The 21,433-nt window shown below is 34.6% G+C and carries 14 protein-coding genes and 1 other annotated feature; of the genes, 13 read left to right on the top strand and 1 reads right to left on the bottom strand.

What is annotated here, in order from left to right; all coding sequences use genetic code 11:
- The first annotated feature begins 1 nt into the window (after position 1).
- From carB to nhaC, 5 genes are all read left to right on the top strand, one after another.
- Positions 2 to 3,202: a carbamoyl-phosphate synthase large subunit gene (gene carB, locus R9X47_RS14420; protein WP_432667556.1), complete on the top strand. Its 3,201-nt coding sequence runs from the start codon at positions 2 to 4 to the stop codon at positions 3,200 to 3,202.
- A 28-nt stretch (positions 3,203 to 3,230) separates the two neighbouring features.
- Positions 3,231 to 3,863, top strand: coding sequence for an orotate phosphoribosyltransferase (pyrE, locus tag R9X47_RS14415; protein ID WP_432667555.1), 633 nt, complete (start codon positions 3,231 to 3,233; stop codon positions 3,861 to 3,863).
- Positions 3,864 to 4,124: 261 nt separating this feature from the next.
- Positions 4,125 to 5,444: an aspartate kinase gene (locus R9X47_RS14410; protein ID WP_432667554.1), complete on the top strand. Its 1,320-nt coding sequence runs from the start codon at positions 4,125 to 4,127 to the stop codon at positions 5,442 to 5,444.
- Positions 5,445 to 5,572: 128 nt separating this feature from the next.
- Positions 5,573 to 5,860 (top strand) — a binding site (T-box leader).
- Positions 5,861 to 5,937: 77 nt separating this feature from the next.
- Positions 5,938 to 7,329, top strand: a complete 1,392-nt coding sequence (gene asnS / locus R9X47_RS14405) for an asparagine--tRNA ligase (RefSeq protein ID WP_432667552.1) — start codon at positions 5,938 to 5,940, stop codon at positions 7,327 to 7,329.
- 507 nt (positions 7,330 to 7,836) lie between these two features.
- A complete protein-coding gene (gene nhaC, locus R9X47_RS14400) occupies positions 7,837 to 9,231 on the top strand; it encodes a Na+/H+ antiporter NhaC (protein WP_432667551.1) in 1,395 nt (464 codons plus the stop codon).
- 159 nt (positions 9,232 to 9,390) lie between these two features.
- Here the strand turns inward: nhaC and R9X47_RS14395 are convergent, their stop codons facing one another.
- Complete coding sequence (locus R9X47_RS14395) at positions 9,391 to 11,160, bottom strand: sigma 54-interacting transcriptional regulator (protein WP_432667550.1); 1,770 nt, start codon at positions 11,158 to 11,160, stop codon at positions 9,391 to 9,393.
- Between the two features lie 569 nt (positions 11,161 to 11,729).
- Here R9X47_RS14395 and R9X47_RS14390 point away from each other — a divergent pair.
- The 8 genes from R9X47_RS14390 to R9X47_RS14355 all read left to right on the top strand — a co-directional run bounded on the left by R9X47_RS14390 (position 11,730) and on the right by R9X47_RS14355 (position 21,422).
- Positions 11,730 to 12,911: a glycine C-acetyltransferase gene (locus R9X47_RS14390; protein ID WP_432667636.1), complete on the top strand. Its 1,182-nt coding sequence runs from the start codon at positions 11,730 to 11,732 to the stop codon at positions 12,909 to 12,911.
- 67 nt (positions 12,912 to 12,978) lie between these two features.
- On the top strand, positions 12,979 to 13,914 hold the full coding sequence (locus R9X47_RS14385) for a 3-hydroxyacyl-CoA dehydrogenase family protein (RefSeq protein WP_432667549.1): 936 nt from the start codon (positions 12,979 to 12,981) through the stop codon (positions 13,912 to 13,914).
- 33 nt (positions 13,915 to 13,947) lie between these two features.
- Positions 13,948 to 14,706 carry a hydroxypyruvate isomerase family protein gene (locus tag R9X47_RS14380; protein ID WP_432667548.1) on the top strand — a complete coding sequence of 253 codons (759 nt, stop codon included), beginning with the start codon at positions 13,948 to 13,950 and terminating at the stop codon, positions 14,704 to 14,706.
- A gap of 250 nt (positions 14,707 to 14,956) precedes the next feature.
- Positions 14,957 to 16,726, top strand: a complete 1,770-nt coding sequence (locus R9X47_RS14375) for a family 14 glycosylhydrolase (protein ID WP_432667547.1) — start codon at positions 14,957 to 14,959, stop codon at positions 16,724 to 16,726.
- Between the two features lie 237 nt (positions 16,727 to 16,963).
- On the top strand, positions 16,964 to 17,980 hold the full coding sequence (locus tag R9X47_RS14370) for a LacI family DNA-binding transcriptional regulator (protein WP_432667546.1): 1,017 nt from the start codon (positions 16,964 to 16,966) through the stop codon (positions 17,978 to 17,980).
- 208 nt (positions 17,981 to 18,188) lie between these two features.
- Positions 18,189 to 19,541 carry an ABC transporter substrate-binding protein gene (locus tag R9X47_RS14365; RefSeq protein WP_432667545.1) on the top strand — a complete coding sequence of 451 codons (1,353 nt, stop codon included), beginning with the start codon at positions 18,189 to 18,191 and terminating at the stop codon, positions 19,539 to 19,541.
- A 163-nt stretch (positions 19,542 to 19,704) separates the two neighbouring features.
- On the top strand, positions 19,705 to 20,571 hold the full coding sequence (locus R9X47_RS14360) for a carbohydrate ABC transporter permease (RefSeq protein WP_432667544.1): 867 nt from the start codon (positions 19,705 to 19,707) through the stop codon (positions 20,569 to 20,571).
- Positions 20,571 to 21,422 (top strand): carbohydrate ABC transporter permease, encoded by an 852-nt coding sequence (locus R9X47_RS14355; protein WP_432667543.1) that lies wholly within the window; start codon positions 20,571 to 20,573, stop codon positions 21,420 to 21,422. The genes R9X47_RS14360 and R9X47_RS14355 overlap by 1 nt, the downstream gene beginning before the upstream one ends.
- Positions 21,423 to 21,433 lie beyond the last annotated feature (11 nt).

Here is a 21,433-nt window from a genome sequence, read left to right as displayed (position 1 = left end):
CATGGCTATAGATATAAAAAAGGCATTGGTAATAGGGTCTGGACCAATTATTATAGGTCAGGCCGCAGAATTCGATTACTCGGGAACACAGGCCTGTAAGGTTCTTAAGGAAGAAGGAATAGAGGTTGTACTTATAAATAGTAATCCGGCGACGATAATGACAGATAAGGAGATTGCCGATGCAGTATATATAGAACCACTTAATGCAGAAGTTATAGAAAAGATCATTATTAAGGAAAAGCCCGATAGCATAGTTGCAGGCATGGGAGGACAAATAGCTCTAAACCTAGCAGTGGAACTTTATAAAAAGGGAATAATACAAAAGTACGGTTTAAAGCTTTTAGGTACCGATGTAGAGGCAATAGATAAGGCAGAGGACAGAGAGAAATTCAAAGAGCTCATGGAAGAGATCGGTGAACCAGTTATAGAAAGCCAGATAGTAAATAGTATGGAAGAGGCCATAGAGTATAGTGAAATATTAGGATTTCCACTGGTTGTTAGACCTGCCTTCACCATGGGCGGAAGCGGTGGAGGAATCGCCAATGATCTAGAAGAGTTAAAGGAAATTGCAGCCAAGGGTCTAAAGTATAGTATGGTAGGCCAAGTACTTATAGAAAAGAGTGTAAAGGGCTGGAAGGAAATCGAATATGAGATGATGAGGGACAATAAGGGTAATACTATTACCGTGTGTAATATGGAAAACATTGATCCCGTAGGAGTTCATACCGGAGACAGTATAGTTGTAGCCCCATCACAGACCCTCAGCGACAAGGAATATCAGATGCTTAGAAATGCATCCATAAAAATAATAAGTGCCTTAAATATTAGAGGAGGCTGTAATGTTCAGTTTGCCCTTGATCCAAACAGCTTTAACTACCATGTTATAGAGGTAAATCCAAGGGTTAGTAGATCATCGGCCTTAGCGTCAAAGGCCACAGGATACCCTATAGCAAAGGTAGCAGCTAAAATAGCTATAGGATATAACCTAGATGAGATAAAAAATGATGTTACAGGAAAGACCTTCGCTTGTTTTGAGCCTACATTAGACTATTGTGTAGTTAAGATACCTAAGTGGCCCTTTGATAAATTCAAAACTGGAAATAGAGCCCTTGGGACAAAGATGATGGCAACAGGAGAGGTTATGGCCATAGCAAATAACTTTGAAAGTGCCCTTTTAAAAGGTGTAAGATCCCTAGAGATAGGCCAATACAATTTATGCAATGAAGATTTAAAAGAAGTATCTCCAGAGGAGCTTGAGGCAAAAATACAGCTTGGTGATGATGAAAGATTATTCTATATCGCCGAGATGTTTAGAAGGGGTACACAGATAAAGGAAATATCACTGATGACTGGAATAGATAAATTCTATCTGGATAAGATTAAAAATATAATCGATTTAGAAGAGGAAATACGAAATAAGGATGTAAATAGTATAGATAAAAATACTATGACAGTACTTAAGAAAAAGGGTTTCTCAGATAAGGGTATCGGAAGCCTAACAAACTCTAATGGTATGGAAGTATATAAATTAAGAAAGAAATATAATATAGAAGCAGTATACAAGATGGTTGATACATGTGGAGGAGAGTTTGAAGCGACATCGCCATATTACTACTCGACCTATGATACTGTGGATGAGGTAGAGGTCTCAACGAAGGATAAGGTTATGGTAATAGGCTCTGGACCTATAAGAATAGGACAGGGAATTGAGTTTGACTATTGCTCGGTACATGGGGTACTAGCTCTTAAGGAAGAAGGAATAGAATCCATTATAGTTAATAACAACCCTGAAACAGTAAGTACAGACTTCGATACCTCAGATAAACTGTATTTCGAGCCTCTAACAGAAGAAGATGTACTGAATATTATAGAAAAAGAAAAGCCTAAGGGAGTTATACTTCAGTACGGAGGTCAAACCTCAATAAAGCTTGCACAGTTTCTGGATAAAATGGGAGTACCAATCCTAGGCTCATCCTCAGAGAGTATAGATACCTCGGAGGATAGAGAAAAATTTGAACAGCTACTAGAGCAGTTAAATATAGAAAGACCAAAGGGTAAAGGCGTGATGACATTATGTGAAGGATTAGAAGCAGCAGAGGAGCTTGGATATCCAGTACTTATAAGACCGAGCTATGTCCTTGGAGGTATGGGCATGGAAATAGCCTATAATAAAGAGGAACTAGAAAAATACTTAAAGGGTGCCTTTGAGAGGGATAAGAAGAACCCAGTCCTAATAGATAAGTACATGATGGGACTTGAAATAGAGGTTGATGCAATCTGTGATGGAGAAGATATATTGATACCAGGGATTATGGAGCACCTGGAAAGGGCAGGAGTCCATTCTGGAGATAGTATATCAATCTACCCAGCAGAAAATATATGTGATGAGATAGAGAAAAAAATAGTGGAGTATTCCTATAAACTAGCAAAGGCTCTGGAAGTTAAGGGATTGATAAATATCCAATATGTACTATATGAAGGAAGCCTATATGTTATAGAGGTTAATCCAAGGGCATCTAGAACAGTACCATATATAAGTAAGGTAACTGGAATACCTATGATAAGCCTTGCAACTAAGGTTATGCTAGGAAAGAAATTGAAGGATCTAGGATTTGGAACTGGTCTTAATAAGAGTAAAAAGATTAAAGCCGTTAAAGTACCGGTATTCTCAATGGAAAAGCTTCCAGATACAGAGATAGCTCTTGGGCCTGAAATGAAGTCTACAGGAGAGGTTCTAGGGGTTGGTGATGATTTAGACATCGCCTTATACAAGGGTCTTATGGGAGCAAACATCAACATACCTAGAGGTGGAAAAGTAATTATAAGTGTTTCCGACAACTATAAGGAAGAGTTTCTACCTATAGCTAAGGATTTAAAAGAACTAGGATTTGAGTTCTTTGCAACGGGAGGAACGGGAAAATTCTTGGATGATAATGATATTGTCTCAACCAAGGTAAGCAAAATTGGAGAAGAGGGCTTATGTCTTATAGATCTAATAGATGAAGGTGAAATAGATCTAGTGGTAAATATACCGACTAAGGGACGAAACTCCAGAACCGATGGTTTTAAAATAAGAAGAAGAGCAGTTGAAAAGAAAGTGTGCTGCCTAACTTCCCTAGATACACTGGCAGCAATTATTGATATAATAAAGAAAGATATAAAAATGAAAGATTTAGAAGTTATAAATATATGTAACATATAAAATATATAAATTTTATGGGGTGATGAATATGAAAATATCAAAGGAAATCGCAAAAAAGCTACTTGAGATTCAAGCCGTTGCAATTAAGGATACTTCAAATCTATTTACATGGGCATCGGGCATAAAATCGCCTATATACTGTGATAATAGACTTACCATGAGTTATCCTGAAGTAAGAGATCTAGTAGCTGAGGGCTTCAAGGAAGTAATAGAAAAGGAATTTCCTGAGGCAGGAATTGTAGCGGGAACAGCAACGGCTGGTATTCCTCATGCAGCATGGGTTTCACAAAAGATGGAACTACCTATGGTATACGTTAGAAGCTCAGCTAAGGGACATGGAAAGCAGAATCAAATCGAAGGTAGATTGTTTGAAGGAAAAAAGGTAGTACTTATAGAGGATTTACTTTCAACCGGTGGAAGCTCAATGAAGGCTGTAAAGGCCCTTCAAGAGGCAGGCGCTGATGTTATCGGAGTGGTAGCAATATTTAGCTATAACTTCAAGAAGGTAGAAGATCTATTTAGTGCAGAGGCTGTAGAATACAGAACATTAACGAATTATGATGTATTACTACCTATAGCGATGGAAATGGGATACGTAAAGGAAGAAGAATTAGACCTTTTAAAACAATGGAGCAAAGATCCATATATATTTACTAAATAATAAAGAGTGATGCATAAGTATTAATTTTTCCGTAAAAAAATTCTTTTATGGGAATTAGTGGTTGGAAGTGAAAATCGAATCTAGTATAATAAAGAGCAAGAATAATTTCACTATTCTTGCTTTTTTATATTTATAAAAGATTTTTCTAATTTTGCATTTATATACGAAAGCAGTTTTTGCAATATTTTAAGCATTTTAAGCAATGAATATTGTTAAAAATTCAAATATAATAATATAAATTAAAGTTCTAGGAGGAGAATCATGGGAAATATAAAGGTATTAAAGTTCGGGGGAACGTCTGTAGCAGATGCTAATCAATTTAGGAAGGTAAAGGCAATTGTTGAGGCTGATGAAAAGCGCAGATATGTTGTTGTGTCTGCACCTGGAAAGCGTCATAGTGATGACAATAAAGTGACGGATTTACTTTATCTATGTCATGCTCATATAAAATATTCTGTACCCTTTGACCAAGTGTTTGATATTATATCCGAACGTTATTTAGAAATAATTAAGGAGCTTGAAATCGATCTAGATATACAGCCATATCTAGATGAAGTAAAATCAAAGATAACTAAGAATGTTTCAATTGATTACTTAGCCAGCAGAGGAGAGTATTTAAATGGTTTAATAATGGCTAAGTTTTTAAATTATGACTTTATAGACGCTAAAGAAATAATTTTTTTCAATAATAATGGATCAATAGACTGGGATAAAACCAAGAAGATGCTATCAAAAAAAATATCTGACCATAATAAAGCAGTAATACCAGGATTTTATGGGTGTAATACCGATGGTAAGGTTAAGATCTTTTCAAGAGGTGGCTCCGATATCACTGGTGCAATAGTAGCCAGGGTTGCTGAGGCAGAGGTTTATGAAAACTGGACTGATGTATCGGGATTTCTTATGTCTGATCCTCGTATTGTAGAGAATCCTAAACCGATAAAAAGAATAACGTATAGGGAACTAAGGGAGTTATCATATATGGGGGCTTCTGTACTTCATGAGGAAGCTATCTTCCCAGTACGTGAAATAGGAATACCAATAAATATTAGAAATACCAATGAACCTGAGAATACAGGAACAATCATTACGGATGATATTGATGATAAAGAAAATGAAAACATTGTAACTGGAATAGCAGGAAAGAAGGATTTTACTGTTATAGCAATACACAAAAACCATATGAATTCAGAGGTTGGTTTTATTAGAAAGCTTCTTTCTATCCTCGAAATGAACAATATTACGATTGAACATATACCTTCGGGAATAGACACGGTTTCAATAGTTATTGCAAACTCACAATTAGAGAACAAGCTTAATATAATTATCGATGAAATAAATAATAAATGTAACCCTAACACTATAAATGTTTATACTAATATGGCCTTAGTAGCAACGGTTGGAAAGAGTATGGCTTATACACCAGGTATAGCTGCGAAGCTTTTCACAGCCCTTGGAGAGGCAGGAATAAATATTCGTATGATAGATCAAGGCTCAAGCGAAATGAATATAATTACAGGAATAGAAGATAAAGATCTTGAAAAAGCCATAAGAGCTATATATAATGCATTTGTAGCGTAAAACCAAGCATTCACTTAAATCTCTATACACAAATTTAGTATGATAAATAATATTTTTGCAAAGAATAATGAAAAGACTTTGACATATTAATTGTAAAATATTATAATAGCCATAACAAAAGTAAAAAGTAAAAGACTATGAAGAGAAGAGTAGATACAGGATGTAGTCCTAAGCGAGCTGGGAATGGTGGGAGCCTGGTACGAAACCTCTATTGAAGAACATCTCGGAGTTTCTAACCGAAATTTACTATTAAGAGTAGGCTTAGACGGAGCCAAACCGTTAATATTGGATAGCATAATTAATGTGCTAGTTTGAGTTGGTCATATTATAGATATAGTCCTATATAACACGAAGTTTTATATCTAATTTATGGCAATAAGGGTGGTACCGCGAATAATAAGTCTTTCGTCCCTAGTATTAGGAGATGAAGGACTTTTTTTAATACAAAAAAATATTTTAAAAATTTTTTAGATAATAAAGAGGAGGAAGAAAAGTGAAAGCTGTATTAGTTAAAGACATTTACAGAAACACAGAAAAGTATGTAGATAAAACTATAACTGTTTCTGGTTGGGTTAGAACCCTAAGAGCATCAAAGGCCTTTGGTTTTATTGAATTGAATGACGGAAGCTTCTTTAAGAATGTTCAGGTAGTTTTTGAAGAGAACCTTGAAAACTTTAAGGAGATATCTAAATTTACAATAGCATCGGCTGTTGTAGTAGAAGGAACTCTAGTTGCTACACCAGGCGCAAAGCAACCATTTGAAATAAAAGCGACTAAAGTGACTTTAGAAGCAGATTCCGATAGGGATTATCCACTTCAAAAGAAGAGACACAGCTTTGAGTTTTTAAGATCAATTGCTCACTTAAGACCACGTAGTAATGCATTTTCTGCTGTATTTAGAGTACGTTCCCTTACTTCGTATGCAATCCATAAATTTTTCAACGACAGAGGCTTTGTATATGTTCATACTCCAATAATTACAGGAAGTGACTGCGAAGGTGCAGGGGAAATGTTTAAAGTATCAACCCTTGACTTTCACAATATACCAAAGACTGAAGAAGGTAACATAGACTTCAGCGATGACTTCTTTGGTAAGGAAACAAATCTAACAGTAAGTGGACAATTACAAGGTGAAGCTTATGCCCTTGCATTTAGAAATATATACACCTTTGGTCCAACCTTTAGAGCTGAAAATTCTAACACTACAAGACATGCTTCAGAATTCTGGATGATGGAGCCAGAAATAGCTTTTGCTGATTTAAATGACAATATGGATCTTGCAGAGGATATGCTTAAATTTATGATTAAGTATGTTATGGAGAATGCTCCAGAAGAGATTGAGTTCTTTAACAAATTTGTTGACAAGGGATTATTAGATAGACTAAACAACGTTGTAAACTCTGACTTTGCTAGAATTACTTATACAGAAGCTATTGAACTTCTAGAGAAGGCTGATAAAGAGTTTGAATACCCGGTACATTGGGGCTGTGACCTTCAAACTGAGCATGAAAGATATATATCAGAAGAAGTATATGGAAAGCCTGTATTTGTAACTGACTATCCAAAGGATATTAAGGCATTCTATATGAGAATGAACGATGACAATAAGACTGTAGCGGCTATGGACTTACTAGTTCCTGGTGTTGGAGAACTTATTGGAGGAAGTCAGAGAGAAGAAAGACAAGATGTACTTGAGAAGAGAATGGAAGAAATGGATCTTAGCAAGGACGATTACTGGTGGTACTTAGACTTAAGAAAATATGGTGGAGTTAAGCACGCTGGGTATGGTCTTGGATTTGAAAGAGCTATTATGTATATGACAGGAATAGCAAACATAAGAGACGTTATACCTTTCCCAAGAACTCCAAAGACTGCTGAGTTCTAGGATTGAAATTCAAATTGATAAGTTACGGAAAAAGGATACCTAAGTATGACAGGTATCCTTTTCTTCGTCCTAAATTGAACTCCTGTAAGTATTTAGTAGTTAAGTAGTTTATTGATTATTTCCATTTAATGATAGCTATAAATTCTTTCAAAATACTAATATAATTATTGTTATAGCAGTAATCTTAGTTATTGATTTATAAATTTTCAGCTCTAGATAATATAATCCAATCTTAAATATTAATAATCAATATTTCAATTTGCAAATGTAGTTTTCACATTGAAATCAACTTAATAAGATAAAATTATTGAAAGCCTCTAAAATAGCCATTTAGAATTCTGGTACAATACTTGCTTAAATGTTTACTATCAGTCTGATAAGAAGTTTAAAGCTTATAAGCTATTCTTATGTACAGGAGTAGGAAAAAGGAGGCAGATAGGATTCGTGAAAATGAAGAACTTTTAAGCTCATATTGGCTAACATAAAATTTATAGGAGGTAAAAGTTAATGGAAAAAAAATACAAAGAGGTACCCTTTAAGATTGCGTTAATTCCAGTTGCTTTCTTATTAATTTCTTTAGTTCTTTCTCTTCTAGTATTTGATTTAGGAGAAGCTCAAATAGCGATGGTAGTTTCAGCAATGTTTGCGGGATTTATAGCTATAAAATATTTAGGATATGAGTGGTCAGAATTGGAAGAAGGTATTCTTGAATCTATTAAGGTGGCTATGAGTGCAGTTCTAATTTTATTAATAATTGGTATGGTAGTTGGGACTTGGATGTTAGCTGGAGTTGTACCAACGATGATATATTATGGACTTAAGATATTATCTCCAGGGATATTCTTAATTGCAACATTAATAATATGTTCAATTGTTTCCCTTGCAACTGGTAGTTCTTGGACTACTTGTGCCACAGTAGGTATTGCCCTTATGGGAGTAGGCCAAGGTTTGGGTGTGCCTGTTCCAATGATTGCAGGAGCAATTATTTCAGGTGCGTATTTTGGTGATAAAATGTCTCCGCTTTCCGATACTACAAATCTAGCACCGGCTATGGCGGGCTGTGATTTATTTGAACATATTAAACATATGATATTTACGACTGGTCCAAGTTATATAATATCCTTAATTCTATTTGGAATATTAGGAATGAAATATGCAGGACAAGCACTTAACCAAGAAGGTATTGATATTTTATTAAATGGTATAACTTCAACCTTTAATGTAACTCCTCTTTTATTGCTTGCACCTGTGTTCGTTATCATTTTAGTAATAAAGAAAATTCCTGCAATCCCTGGTCTATTTGGTGGGGTTGTTATAGGCGGAGTCTTTGCATACATTTTCCAAGGCGCAAGCGTTGGGGAAATATTAAATGTTGCAAACAATGGTTTCACATCAAATGTGGGAGTTAAGGTAGTAGATAAATTATTATCTAGAGGTGGAATGCAAGGAATGCTTTGGACTGTCTCACTAATTCTTTGTGCAATGATGTATGGGGGAATAATGGAAAAGTCAGGTATGTTGCATGCAATAGCTAAAAAAATATTGTCTTATACTAAGGATGATGGTAGTTTAATTTCAGCTGCTGTACTTACGTGTATTTCAATGAATTTCATTGCATCCGATCAATATTTATCTATCGTTATACCGGGTAGAATGTACAAGGATGCATTTGATGAAAGAGGATTACATCCTAAAAACCTTTCAAGAGTACTTGAGGATTCTGGAACATTAGTTGCACCATTGGTACCATGGAACACTGGTGGAGCATATGTTATGGCAACCTTAGGTTTAGCACCGTGGACTTATGTTCCGTTCTGCTTCCTATGCCTAATAAATCCAATAATTTCAATGATATATGGATACCTAGGATTTACGATTGAAAAGGTTGATAAAGCAGCCTAATAATTTCAGTTAAACAAGAAATATTTTTAATGGATAAAAAGCGAATCGAATATTGCAATTGAAAACAGAGAAAATTCGGTATGGTATTCCTAAAACGTTAATAGTCTTAGGAAAGCAGTACTGAATTTTCTCTGTTTTTTTATTGTGCAAAGGATCATTTTATTCGTTCTGTAGTCGTCTCCATATTGTTGTTTTACTGAGGCCTAACTTTTCTGACACCTCATCTAAATTTTTTGATTTTGACATAACCTGTTTAATAATCTGTCGTTCTACATCTTTAAAATTTCCTGTAAAGTCAATATCAATACTTTCTCCTACATATAACTCACTTTTTCTCTTTTTATATAAAGTATTCTCAATCATATATTTATCTAATTTTTGATATCTTGACTTTATAGCAATTCGTTCCATGATGTTACGTAATTGCCTAATATTTCCCGGCCAGTCATATTCACACAATAATTCAATTAAGTCCGAATCTAGCTGAATCTCATTTAGCTCATATTCATTAGCGAAATCATCAAGAAATTGTTGTGCAAATATCGGTATTTCATCCTTTCTTTCTCTCAAAGGAGGGATATGAATATTTAAGACATTTAACCTGTAAAATAAATCTTCTCTAAACTTTCCATTCTGTACATCTTCCTCTAAAATCCTATTTGTAGCAGTTATTATTCGTACATCTACGGGAATAACCTTATCTCCACCTACACGCAAAATTTCTTTTTCTTCTAAAACCCTTAGAAGATGGGCTTGTAGGGAGAAATTCATATCTCCGATTTCGTCAAGGAAAATGGTACCGGTATGAGCTAACTCAAATAATCCTGCCTTTCCTTGCTTATTGGCACCTGTGAAAGCACCTGGTGCATACCCAAACAAAATGCTTTCTAATAAATTTTCAGGAATTGCTGCACAGTTAATAGCGACAAAGGGTTTCTGTTTTCGTCTACTGTAATTATGGATACACTGAGCAATGATCTCTTTCCCAGTACCACTTTCGCCAATAATTGTTACAGTGGAATTAGCTTGGGAGTAATGCTTTGCTTCTTCCACTAGAGACTTCATTTTCATGCCACTAGAAATAATATGATCAAAGTGCCACTTGGCTATATGTCCTCTCTGCAGAATATTGGCCCTTGTCCTATATTCTTTTTCCTGAATATCGCTAACTTTCCTTATTATAAACAAATAATTAACATTATCTAAGAAATTGTTTTTGCCAAGCTCGTAGGAGTTTATCAAGAAATGTTCACTAGAGTTAATGTAAATATAATCCTTTAAGGATTTTTCTTTATCAAAATGCTCTAGAAAATCCTGTGAATCTAATATTGAGCTAATATGTCTATTCTGTATATGATGAAAATTAAAATATTCCTTTAACCGATTATTAATATACCTTATATTTAATTGACGATCGGTAGCAATTATGGCTTTGTCGATGTTATCAACAATTTTTTCAAGCTCATTATTTAGACTGTGGATTTGATTTGTTTTCTCAAGCTCCGAAAGTTTACTACATATTAGAGAAGCCATTTTATCGATAAATGGATTTAAATAATGTTTGTTACTCATTAAACGTTCCTTTTGAGCATCTGAAAATGCAATTAGTCCGATAACACCAATTACCTTGTTATTCATAATGATAGGATATAAAATTTCAGCATATTCGTTACATGTGTCTTTTATTGTACATCTACGGCATTTTTCATCCTTCCTTGGCTCCTCAACAACAATTAATTTTCCAGATTCGAAAACTTGCCAAGCGATTGATCCCGATGTGATTTTCTGACCTACCATATCACGGTGCATTCCCGTACCAACTATTCTAGTAAAATTATCATCAACGACTGTAACCTCTATATCAATGACTGCTGCAATAGCTTCAGCTACATTTTGTATAAAAGATTCTATTTGTTGCATTGTAGTCATAAATATTCTCCCTTTCAGAATATAGTATCGCCAAAAACAAATTCACAAAGAGCATTATTGACATAGAAAACTAAAGTAAAAGTTTCTAATTAGTTATTATTATTTAATCTAATTGTTATGGTTTATGAGAATTATTGATTATTTGAGATTGTAGAGAAGCTGAAGCAAATAAGTGTAATGATTAAGAAGTTACTAACATTATAGCATAAAAATAGTACAAACCTTTTGCTTAATATATAGCAGTATGCCAAATGATCCTTACTTTAAAAATGTACTGAATGTTTATAACATATACGAATGCAAATTGTAATGTTGTCTTTCAATTTGAAAGCTTAAATATGTAATATCATTTTGAAAACCTTTGAAATAGCGGAAATTATTCTGGTACGATACTTGCTAATTAATAGACGTAAATAGAAGATAAGGAGGATATTGAGATATAAGCTGATGTAAAAGTTATTTTGAGATCAATGTGTGTTAGAAGTTGAAGTGTATAAGAAGTTAAAAATTGAACTTAAAAAATTTCGATTTATTTATATTGATTTAGATTAGGAGGAGTTTAGGTGAAAATTGGATTAGAAGAGTTTATCAAGAATAGTTTAAATGAACTTAAAGAGAAAGGTTTATACAACTCGATTGATATTATCCAAGGACCCAATGGACCTATAATTGAAATCGAAGGTAAGAAACTTATTAATCTATCATCTAATAATTATTTAGGGTTAGCAACACACCCGAAAATGAAAAATGCCTTTGTTAATGCTGTAAACAAATACGGAGTAGGTGCAGGAGCGGTTCGTACAATAAATGGAACCTTAGATATTCATGATGAACTTGAGAAAAAATTAGCTCAGTTTAAAGGAACCGAGGCAGCAATTGCACTACAGTCAGGATTTAATTGTAATATGGCAGCAATACAAGGAATCATGGACAAAAACGATGCTATTTTATCTGATGAATTAAACCATGCATCAATTATTGATGGCTGTAGACTATCAAGAGCAAAAATTATTCCATTTGCACACTCTGATATGGATGATTTAGAAAAGAAAGCACAAGAAGCTGTTGAATCAGGCTTATACAACAAAATTATGGTTATTACAGATGGTGTGTTTTCAATGGATGGAGATATTGCAAAGTTACCTGAAATTGTAGAAATCGCTGAAAAATATAATCTAATAACCTATGTTGATGATGCCCACGGGTCAGGAGTCCTTGGAAAAGGAGCTGGAACGATAAAACACTTTGGATTAAGTGATAGAGTTGATTTTCAAATAGGAACTCTTTCTAAAGCCGTTGGCGTAGTAGGTGGATATGTAGCAGGTAAGCAGAGTGTTATCGATTGGCTGAAGGTAAAGGGCAGACCATTCCTATTTTCAACTTCTCTTACACCGGGAGCAGCTGCAGCATGCTTAGCTGCAATAGAAATTTTAACTGAAGATAGCAAATTGAACGATCAATTGTGGGAAAATGGCAATTACTTAAAAAGGGGATTAAAGGATATGGGCTTTGACATAGGCGAAAGTGAAACACCAATAACACCTTGTATTATTGGTGATGAGAGCCTAACTCAAGAATTCAGTAAACGACTTAAAGAAGAGGGTGTTTATGCAAAGTCAATTGTGTTTCCAACTGTTCCTAAGAAAACGGGAAGAGTACGAAACATGCCTTCTGCTGGACATACACGCGATATGCTGGACCAAACCCTAGCGATTTATAAAAAAGTGGGTAAGGAAATGAATATCATTTAAGTTCAATAGATATAAGGATTCTCCTCAATTACGTGGTATATGTAAAACTGAAGAAAGAGGTGTAAATATGAAAGAAATAAAGAAGATAGCTATTGCAGGATCTGGTATTATGGGCGTTGGAATGGCTCAGTGCTTTGCTCAAAAAGGCTATGATGTATTAGTCTATGATATTAATCAAGAGCTGCTAGATAAGTGTATTGATAGCATTAAATTTAATCAAAAAACACTTATTGAATATAGCATAATTAGTGAAGAATGCGCAGTAGAATCATTGGATAGAATTTCACTGACCACCAATTTAGGTGATTTTGCAGATGCAGACTTTGTAATTGAAGCCATCATAGAAAATCTGGAGATAAAGCAGGATTTCTGGAAAAAAGTAGAGGAGATATGTGATGGCGAAGCTATTTTTGCCACTAACACATCAGGGCTTAGCATAAATGACGTATGCGCCAAACTTGACAATAAATCAAGGTTCGCAGGTACGAATTGGTGGAATCCTCCCCATATAATACCTTTAGTAGAAGTTACTATGGGGGATGACACATCTGAAGAAACAGTACAAAGCATTTGTGATACCCTTAAAGAAATTGGAAAAGAACCGGTAGTTATTAGAAAAGAAATCAATGGCTTCATTGGCAATAGAATTCAATTTGCGGTTTTTAGAGAAGCCCTTAACATTGCAGCACAAGGCATTGCATCTTATGAAGATATAGACCGAGCAGTTAAATATGGTATTGGTTTTAGATATCCTACATTAGGCCCTTTTGAAACAGCTGACTTAGGGGGACTTGACACCTTTTACTATATCTCAAAAAACTTATTTAAAGATCTTTCTTCAAGTGAGATACCTCCAGAGATTCTTGAGGAGATTTTCAATGAGAAAAAATATGGTATAAAAACAGGTGAAGGCTTCTTCAAATATGAAAGTGAGGAGCAAATTAATACAATATTAAAAGAACGTGATGAAAAGTTTCTAAAAACTTTAAAGGCACTAGCATAATATGCTATAAAAATATATTAATGGAGGTATAAAATGAAGTTCTGTGCAAACTTAACAACTATGTTTAAAGAACTTGACATATATCAAAGGTTCTATGAGGCAAAGAAACATGGATTTGATACTGTAGAATGCCTATTTCCCTATCATCATGATATAAACAAGATAAAAGGAGCTATGGAAGACACCGGGCTGAAGATGTTAGGTATGGATTTTGTACCTGGAGATTTTTACAATGGAGAAATAGGAATGTTAAACAACCCTGAGAAAATTGATGAATACAAAAGAGGTGTTGAACTATCAATAAAGGTTGCGCTTGATTTAGGCGTAAAAAAAATGAATTGTCTTGTAGGCAAAAGGCTTCCTGGAATAAGCATTGAAAAGCAAATGGAAACTATTGTAGATAATCTTATTTATACCTCGGAGCAAATGAAGCCCCATAATTTAACACTCTTGATTGAACCGATAAACTCCGTTGATAATCCTGGATATATTTGTGATACATGTGAGAAAGCAAGTGATATAATACAGAAAGTAAATACAGATAATATCGCATTACTTTTTGATGTTTATCATTTATATAGGATGGGTCATGATGTTATTGGTGAATTTAAAAAGTATAGAGGGATTGTCAATCATGTTCATATTTCCGATTGTCCAAACAGAACAGAGCCAGGAAAGGGTGAAATCCCATTTGATGTGATCTTACCGGCAATTGATGAGTATTATAAAGATTATATTGGATTAGAATATACCAATATTGATAGTGTTTTTGGAAATCTTCCAATTGAATAGTGCTAGAAATGAGTATTAATTTAAATTGTGGGCTATCTCATAAAAAAAATGCATAATTTCAGTCCCGAGGTGTTTTAGAATGACGTAGAAATTCGTTATTCCAAAACACCTTTTTACTTTTTTTGTATATTGTAAATAAACTTATTTTGTTGTATTTACCAAAATTTATAAAATGTGATATAATAAAACATAATTTGAAAACGTTACCGGTAACGTTTTCAAATTATAAAAATATAAGGAGGGTTATTTTATGATTAAATCACGAGAAGGAAAAAAATTAAAAGAAAGGAGAAAAAGAGGTATAAGAAGGACAATTGCATATCTAATGTTGTCGGTCTTAGTAGCAGCAAATATATTTATTGGAATAAACCCAATTAATGTATTTGCCGCAAGCCATGAAGGTGAATTCACTTCTAATGTGATGGCTCCGTTATATGTTAGTGACTGGGGTAGCTTTGAATATCAACTATCCATGGCTAAGGATATAGGAGTAGATGCGGTCAGTGTTGATGTATGGTGGGGAGACGTTGAAAAGCAAGGCGATAATCAATTTAATTGGAGCTACTATGACCAAATATTTAGCAAAATTAAAGACTCCGGCCTCAAGATTGTTCCAATAATGTCCTTCCATCAATGCGGTGGAAATGTTGGAGATGATTATACCTCGTACTTACCAAGTTGGGTATGGAGTAAATATCGTGGAAAAACCTATAAAGGAAGAACCCTAGATTGGGACGACTTAAAATATAAAAGTGAGCTAGGAAATACTTCCGCTGAATACCTTTCATTATGGATTGATGACCTGGTGAAAAGTGAGTACATTGACTTCATGAATAGTTTTGAAGACCAATATTCCGCATATGCCAATGACTTTATAGAGCTGAATATAAGCTGTGGACCAGCAGGGGAACTAAGATATCCATCCTATAATGCCCACGATGAAGGAAACACCTATAGCGGATTTCCCAATAAGGGCTATCTACAATGCTATTCTGATCTAGCACAGGATGATTTTAGAAGCTCTATGATAGAAAAGTACAATAACTTACAAGGGATAAATGCATCATGGGGGACAACACTGATGGATGAATCTCAAATAAAGCCTCCTAGCAATGGTGGAGAATTCTTTTATGGTTCTGGAAAAGCATACCTAGATTCAGAGTACGGAAGGGATTTCATCGAATGGTACAACAAAGAATTAGCTGACCATGGAAAAAATATGATTACCTATGCTGGACAAGCATTTGATGATGAACTAGGAAATATAAAACTTGGAATTAAAATTCCTGGTGTACATTGGCAAATTAATAATCAAAACTATCCAAGGACTGCTGAGATCTGTGCAGGTATAGTCAATACTGATTTTAGTCAACAAAACGGATATGGTTACAATCCTATCATCGAGATGATAAAGAGCTTCGGTGACAAGGTTATATTACATTTCACTTGTCTAGAAATGGACAATGGAAATGGTGATCAGACATCTGCTGCAAAAACATTAGTCGGATGGGTAGGGGATGCAGCTCATAGTAAAGGAGTAGAGATTAAAGGTGAAAATGCATTAGCCGGTGGAAATGATAACGAGCAGTTTTGGAATAATATAAAGGATGCCATAGATGATCATTACTATAATGGAATCACTATTCTAAGAATAAATGATGCCGTATATGGTACTTCAAACAAATACTACAATGAATTAATAGCCAATAATAAAACAAGTTCTGAGACTAGTGTTACATTCCGTGTTCACAGTGCAAATACAAGCTTGGGAGAAGAACTGTATGTCGTTGGAAGTAAACCAGAGCTAGGAAATTGGGACCCAAATAAGGCAGTGAAAATGTATAACTATGATTATCCATCTTGGACTGCGAGAGTAAAGGGATTAAACCAAGGAGAGACTATAGAGTTCAAATTTATTAAAAAGTCATCTAATGGAGTGATCTGGGAAGACGCAATTGGAAATAGAACCTATACAATATCTAATAAAACAGGAGAATATGAAGGGAATTGGAACCAATAATGTGAATTTATAGTACAACATAAAAGTATAACCTCCCATACAATAATTTTATTCTAGCTAAAATCCCCATCTCGAAGTAACTGAAACTTCTTTTCTATAGATAACCTAAATAAAATGTAAAAATTAACTAAATAAAAAACTATTTGATAATTCTATAAATTGTGGTAGAATAGATTTATAAATTGGAAACGTTACCAGAAACGTTTCCGAAAACGATACCAAAAGTGAGGGTTATCTATGAAAAACTTGAATATAAAGGATATTGCAAAGATTGCAGGGGTTGGAGTAAGTACTGTATCCCGAGTTATCAACAACCATCCCGACGTTAAGGATAAAACTAGGGATAAGGTATTGAAAGTAATAGAAGAGCATAATTATATTCCAAATAATAGTGCAAGAAATCTAAAGAGAACTGATTCTAAAAATATAGGAGTTTTAGTAAAGGGTATTTTCAACCCATTTTTCGCAAAGTTAATTCAATTTATCGAGGAAAAAATAGATGAAGAAGGATATTCTATGATTCTTCATTACAATGATGACAATACAAATGACATCGAAGCTGCCGTCGAGCTTATAAAGGAGAAGAAGTTGAAGGGGCTTATTTGTCTAGGTGGGGATTTTACAAATTTGGATGAAAGTCAATTAGTAAACCTAGAGACACCCATAGTTTTATCTTCCACAGATGTTATTGAAGATTCTAACAAGCCCTTTTTCTCTAGTGTAGTTATAGAAAATGAGAAAGCTGCATTTGAAGCGGTAGAATATCTATGTAGACTTGGCCATAAGGAAATTGGCATTATCGTTACAGGTCAAGAGGATAGATGTATTGGGAAGCTCAGATTTGAGGGATATAAAAGGGCTCTGGCAGAGTACAATATAGAATACAATGAAAATTATTTTGAAATAGGTGAATATACCTTCGAATCAGGATTCGATGCTATGAATAGATTATTAGATAAGGATATAGATTTGACAGCAGTATTTGTAACATCGGACATCATGGCAATAGGGGCCTCGAAGGCGATTCTAGCAAAGGGGTTAAGAATTCCTGAGGATATCTCAATAGTTGGTTTCGATGGTATTGAATACGCTGAGTATTTCCACCCATCGATTTCTACCATAAAGCAGCCCGATGAAGGATTGGGTAAGAAAAGTGTAGAGATACTATTTGATCTAATCAAAGGAAAGAAGGAGAATCAGCACATTATTCTAAAGACAGAATTGCTTGAGAGAGAGTCCTGTAAAAAGGTATAGCCTAAATATAATTTTAATGTATATGAAAATGTTTTCCAAAGACTTTATTTATTCGAATTTTCTAAGGCTAAGATTTATCCTTAGAGAATCATATTAAACCAATATCAAATGTGTAATGAAAAGAGGTGAGGGTTAGGAAGAAGATTTATTGGCGATACACTTAGGTAATTAAAGGTAAGATTAAAATGAATCTATGAGGGGGATTATAGTGAAAAAATCAAAGAAGTTGTTGGCATTAGGTATTTTAATTGTGTTTGTATTTGCAACTATTTTTACAGGTTGTACATCTAAAACAACAAATGAAGAACCTAAGAAAGCTACAGAGGAGCCTAAGGCTTCAGAAGAAAAAGTAGAAGTAGATATATTCCAATTCAAGGTTGAAATTGCAAAGGAACTAGAAGCGGCTGCTAAAGAATTTGAAGAAGCTAATCCAAATGTTAAGATCAATATTCAAACAGTTGGTGGCGGTGATGATTATGGTGCAGCATTAAGGACTAAGTTCCAATCAGGTAGCGAACCTGATATATATAACGTAGGTGGACCTCAGGACATAAAAGATTGGATGGAAAAATCAGAAGATCTATCAGATCAGCCATGGGTTGATTTAGCCCTTGACGGTGTTCTTTCAGGAGCTACTGTAGATGGAAAGGTATATGCACTGCCTTTCAATATTGAAGGTTATGGATTTGTATATAACAAGGCCATTTTCGCCGATGCAGGAATCGATGCTTCAAAAATAGTTGATTTTGCAAGCTTAGAAGAAGCAGTAAAAACATTGGATAAGAAGATCAAGTCAGGTGAACTAAAGGAAAAATACCCTCTTCTAGAAGCTGTATTTGAATATGCGGCAAAGGAAACTTGGGTAACTGGGCTACATACTTCTAATACAGCCCTTTCACAAGAATTTGATAGTTCATTAAGTGCATTTGCAGCAGATAAGGTTGAATTTAAATATGCCGATGGGTTAAAAGCAATTATTGACCTACAGACAGATTATTCTTCAAGTGCTGATTCAAAGGGTAAGTTAAATGCAGTTGACTATTCTACTCAAGTTGATGAAGGTATAGCTATCGAAAGAGTTGCAATTATCCAACAGGGTAACTGGATATTTGGCGGCGTTAACGATATAGATCCGAAGGTTGCTGAAAATTTAGATATTCTTCCAATGCCTATAAAGGGAGCTAAAGAGGATTCAATTCCTGTAGGGGTACCAATGCATTGGTCAGTTAACAAGGATAGCAGTGATGCAGAAAAGAAAGCAGCAAAGGAGTTCTTAAACTGGCTTTATACTTCTGACTCAGGAAAAGACTACATCGTAAATAAATTCTTCTTCATACCTCCACTAAAGGGATATGATGGATTAGAACCAAAGGATGCCCTAGGTATGGCTGTAAAAAGATATGCTCAAGAAGGAAAGACAATGCCATGGGTATTTATGGGATATCCAACAGGTTGGGGTATGGAATCACTTGGAACTGATATTCAAAAATATCTAGCAGGAGAAGTTACTTGGGAAGAGGCAATTTCTAACTCAAAAGCTAAATGGACAGAACTGAGATAAACTAATATGAAGTAATATACTTTGTGGGGGATGATTGATAATCCCCCACAAAATATATTTTGCCACATTGTTGCATTTTGATTTTCTGAATTACCTTAAAGTCTTTGGTCATTCAGAAAATGAAAATGTAGATTTATAAATGCATTCTATATAGGAGGAGATTATGAAAAGTTCAAGGTTATGGTTTGGTGTTTTCGTTTACCCAATACTATTGGCTTTTTTAATTGTTGTAATCATTCCAATGCTTATGGGGATTTATTACTCCTTTACGGATTGGAACGGAATAATAAATAATGCTAATTGGGTAGGATTAAAAAATTATATAGAGGTACTAAGTAACGACAGGGAATTTTTAGGATCATTTGTTTTTACTGCTAAATTTGCTTTAGTATCAGTGATAACAATAAACCTCATGGGATTTGGGCTGGCCCTTCTTGTTACAAGGAACAGTAAGTTGAATAATGCCCTTAGAAGTATATTTTTTATGCCGAATTTGATTGGTGGTTTGATTCTTGGTTTTGTATGGCAATTTATCTTTACAAAAGCTTTGGATTCGATCGGAGGAAAGCTTGGCATAGGTTTTCTAGAGGGATGGTTGTCGACTACAACCACTGGATTTTGGGGCTTAGTTATCCTAATGTCTTGGCAGCTCTCTGGTTATATGATGATTATATATATAGCGGCCCTTCAGAGTATACCGGATTCCCTGAAGGAAGCAGCAAAGATAGATGGAGCTAATGGATGGGAAAGGCTGAAGAATATAACCATACCTTTGGTTGCTCCAGCATTTACAATAGGTCTATTTCTATCATTATCTAACTCTTTTAAGCTATTTGATCAAAACCTAGCTCTGACAGGTGGAAATCCTTATAACTCAACACAAATGTTAGCTTTGAATATTTATGAGACGGCCTTCGTATTTAGTAAATTTGGCTTAGCTCAAGCTAAGGCAGTTATATTTCTAATTACTGTAGCCGCAATTACCCTAACTCAAATATATTTTAGTAAGAAAAGGGAGGTAGAGATGTAATGGAAAAAATCCAAAACAAAAATAGAGGACTCACTGCTTTAAGTATTGTACTAGCAATATTATTTCTATCCCCCTTGTATATAGTATTTACAAACTCCTTTAAGACTCAGAAGGGTATATTTCTGAATGTTGTCAGCCTGCCCTTTGGAGAGTACTTCAGTCCTAAAAACTATACAGTGGCCTTTGAAGAACTTAACTTTGTACGTTCCTTCATAAATTCATTATCTATCACCGTTATAAGCACTATTATAATAATAGTATTTGCTTCAATGGCTGCTTGGATGCTTGTAAGAACAAAGAGCAAGTTTAGTACCTTCATATTTCTTTTATTTGCAGGATCTATGCTTATTCCCTTTCAATCAGTAATGTTACCTCTAATTAGGTTAATGGGATTAATGGGTAGGGCAGTAGGTAAACCAGAGCTTTTCCTAAGTCCCTTTGGATTAATATTCATGTACCTAGGATTTGGCTCCAGCCTTTCAATAATTTTATATCATGGTTTCATTAAAAACATTCCTAAGGAATTGGAAGAAGCAGCGACTATAGATGGATGCAATAAATTTCAAGTATTTTGGTACATTATATTTCCTTTACTAAAACCAATTACCGTTACAGTGAGTATATTAAATGCTATGTGGATATGGAATGACTTCTTACTGCCGCAGCTTGTAATTAACAAGCCAGAGTGGCATACAATCCCACTAAAGATGTTCTTCTTCTTTGGTCAATTCTCTAAGAAGTGGCATTTAGCACTAGCGGGTCTTGTAATAGGTATGATTCCGATTATTATTTTCTACTTCTTTGCACAGAAACATATTGTAAAAGGTGTAACCGATGGGTCTATTAAGTAATTAGAGGTGAT

Source organism: Wukongibacter baidiensis, assembly GCF_050888315.1.
GTDB classification, from domain to species: Bacteria; Bacillota; Clostridia; order Peptostreptococcales; family Caminicellaceae; genus Wukongibacter; species Wukongibacter baidiensis.
This window is presented reverse-complemented; position numbering and strand designations above follow the sequence as displayed.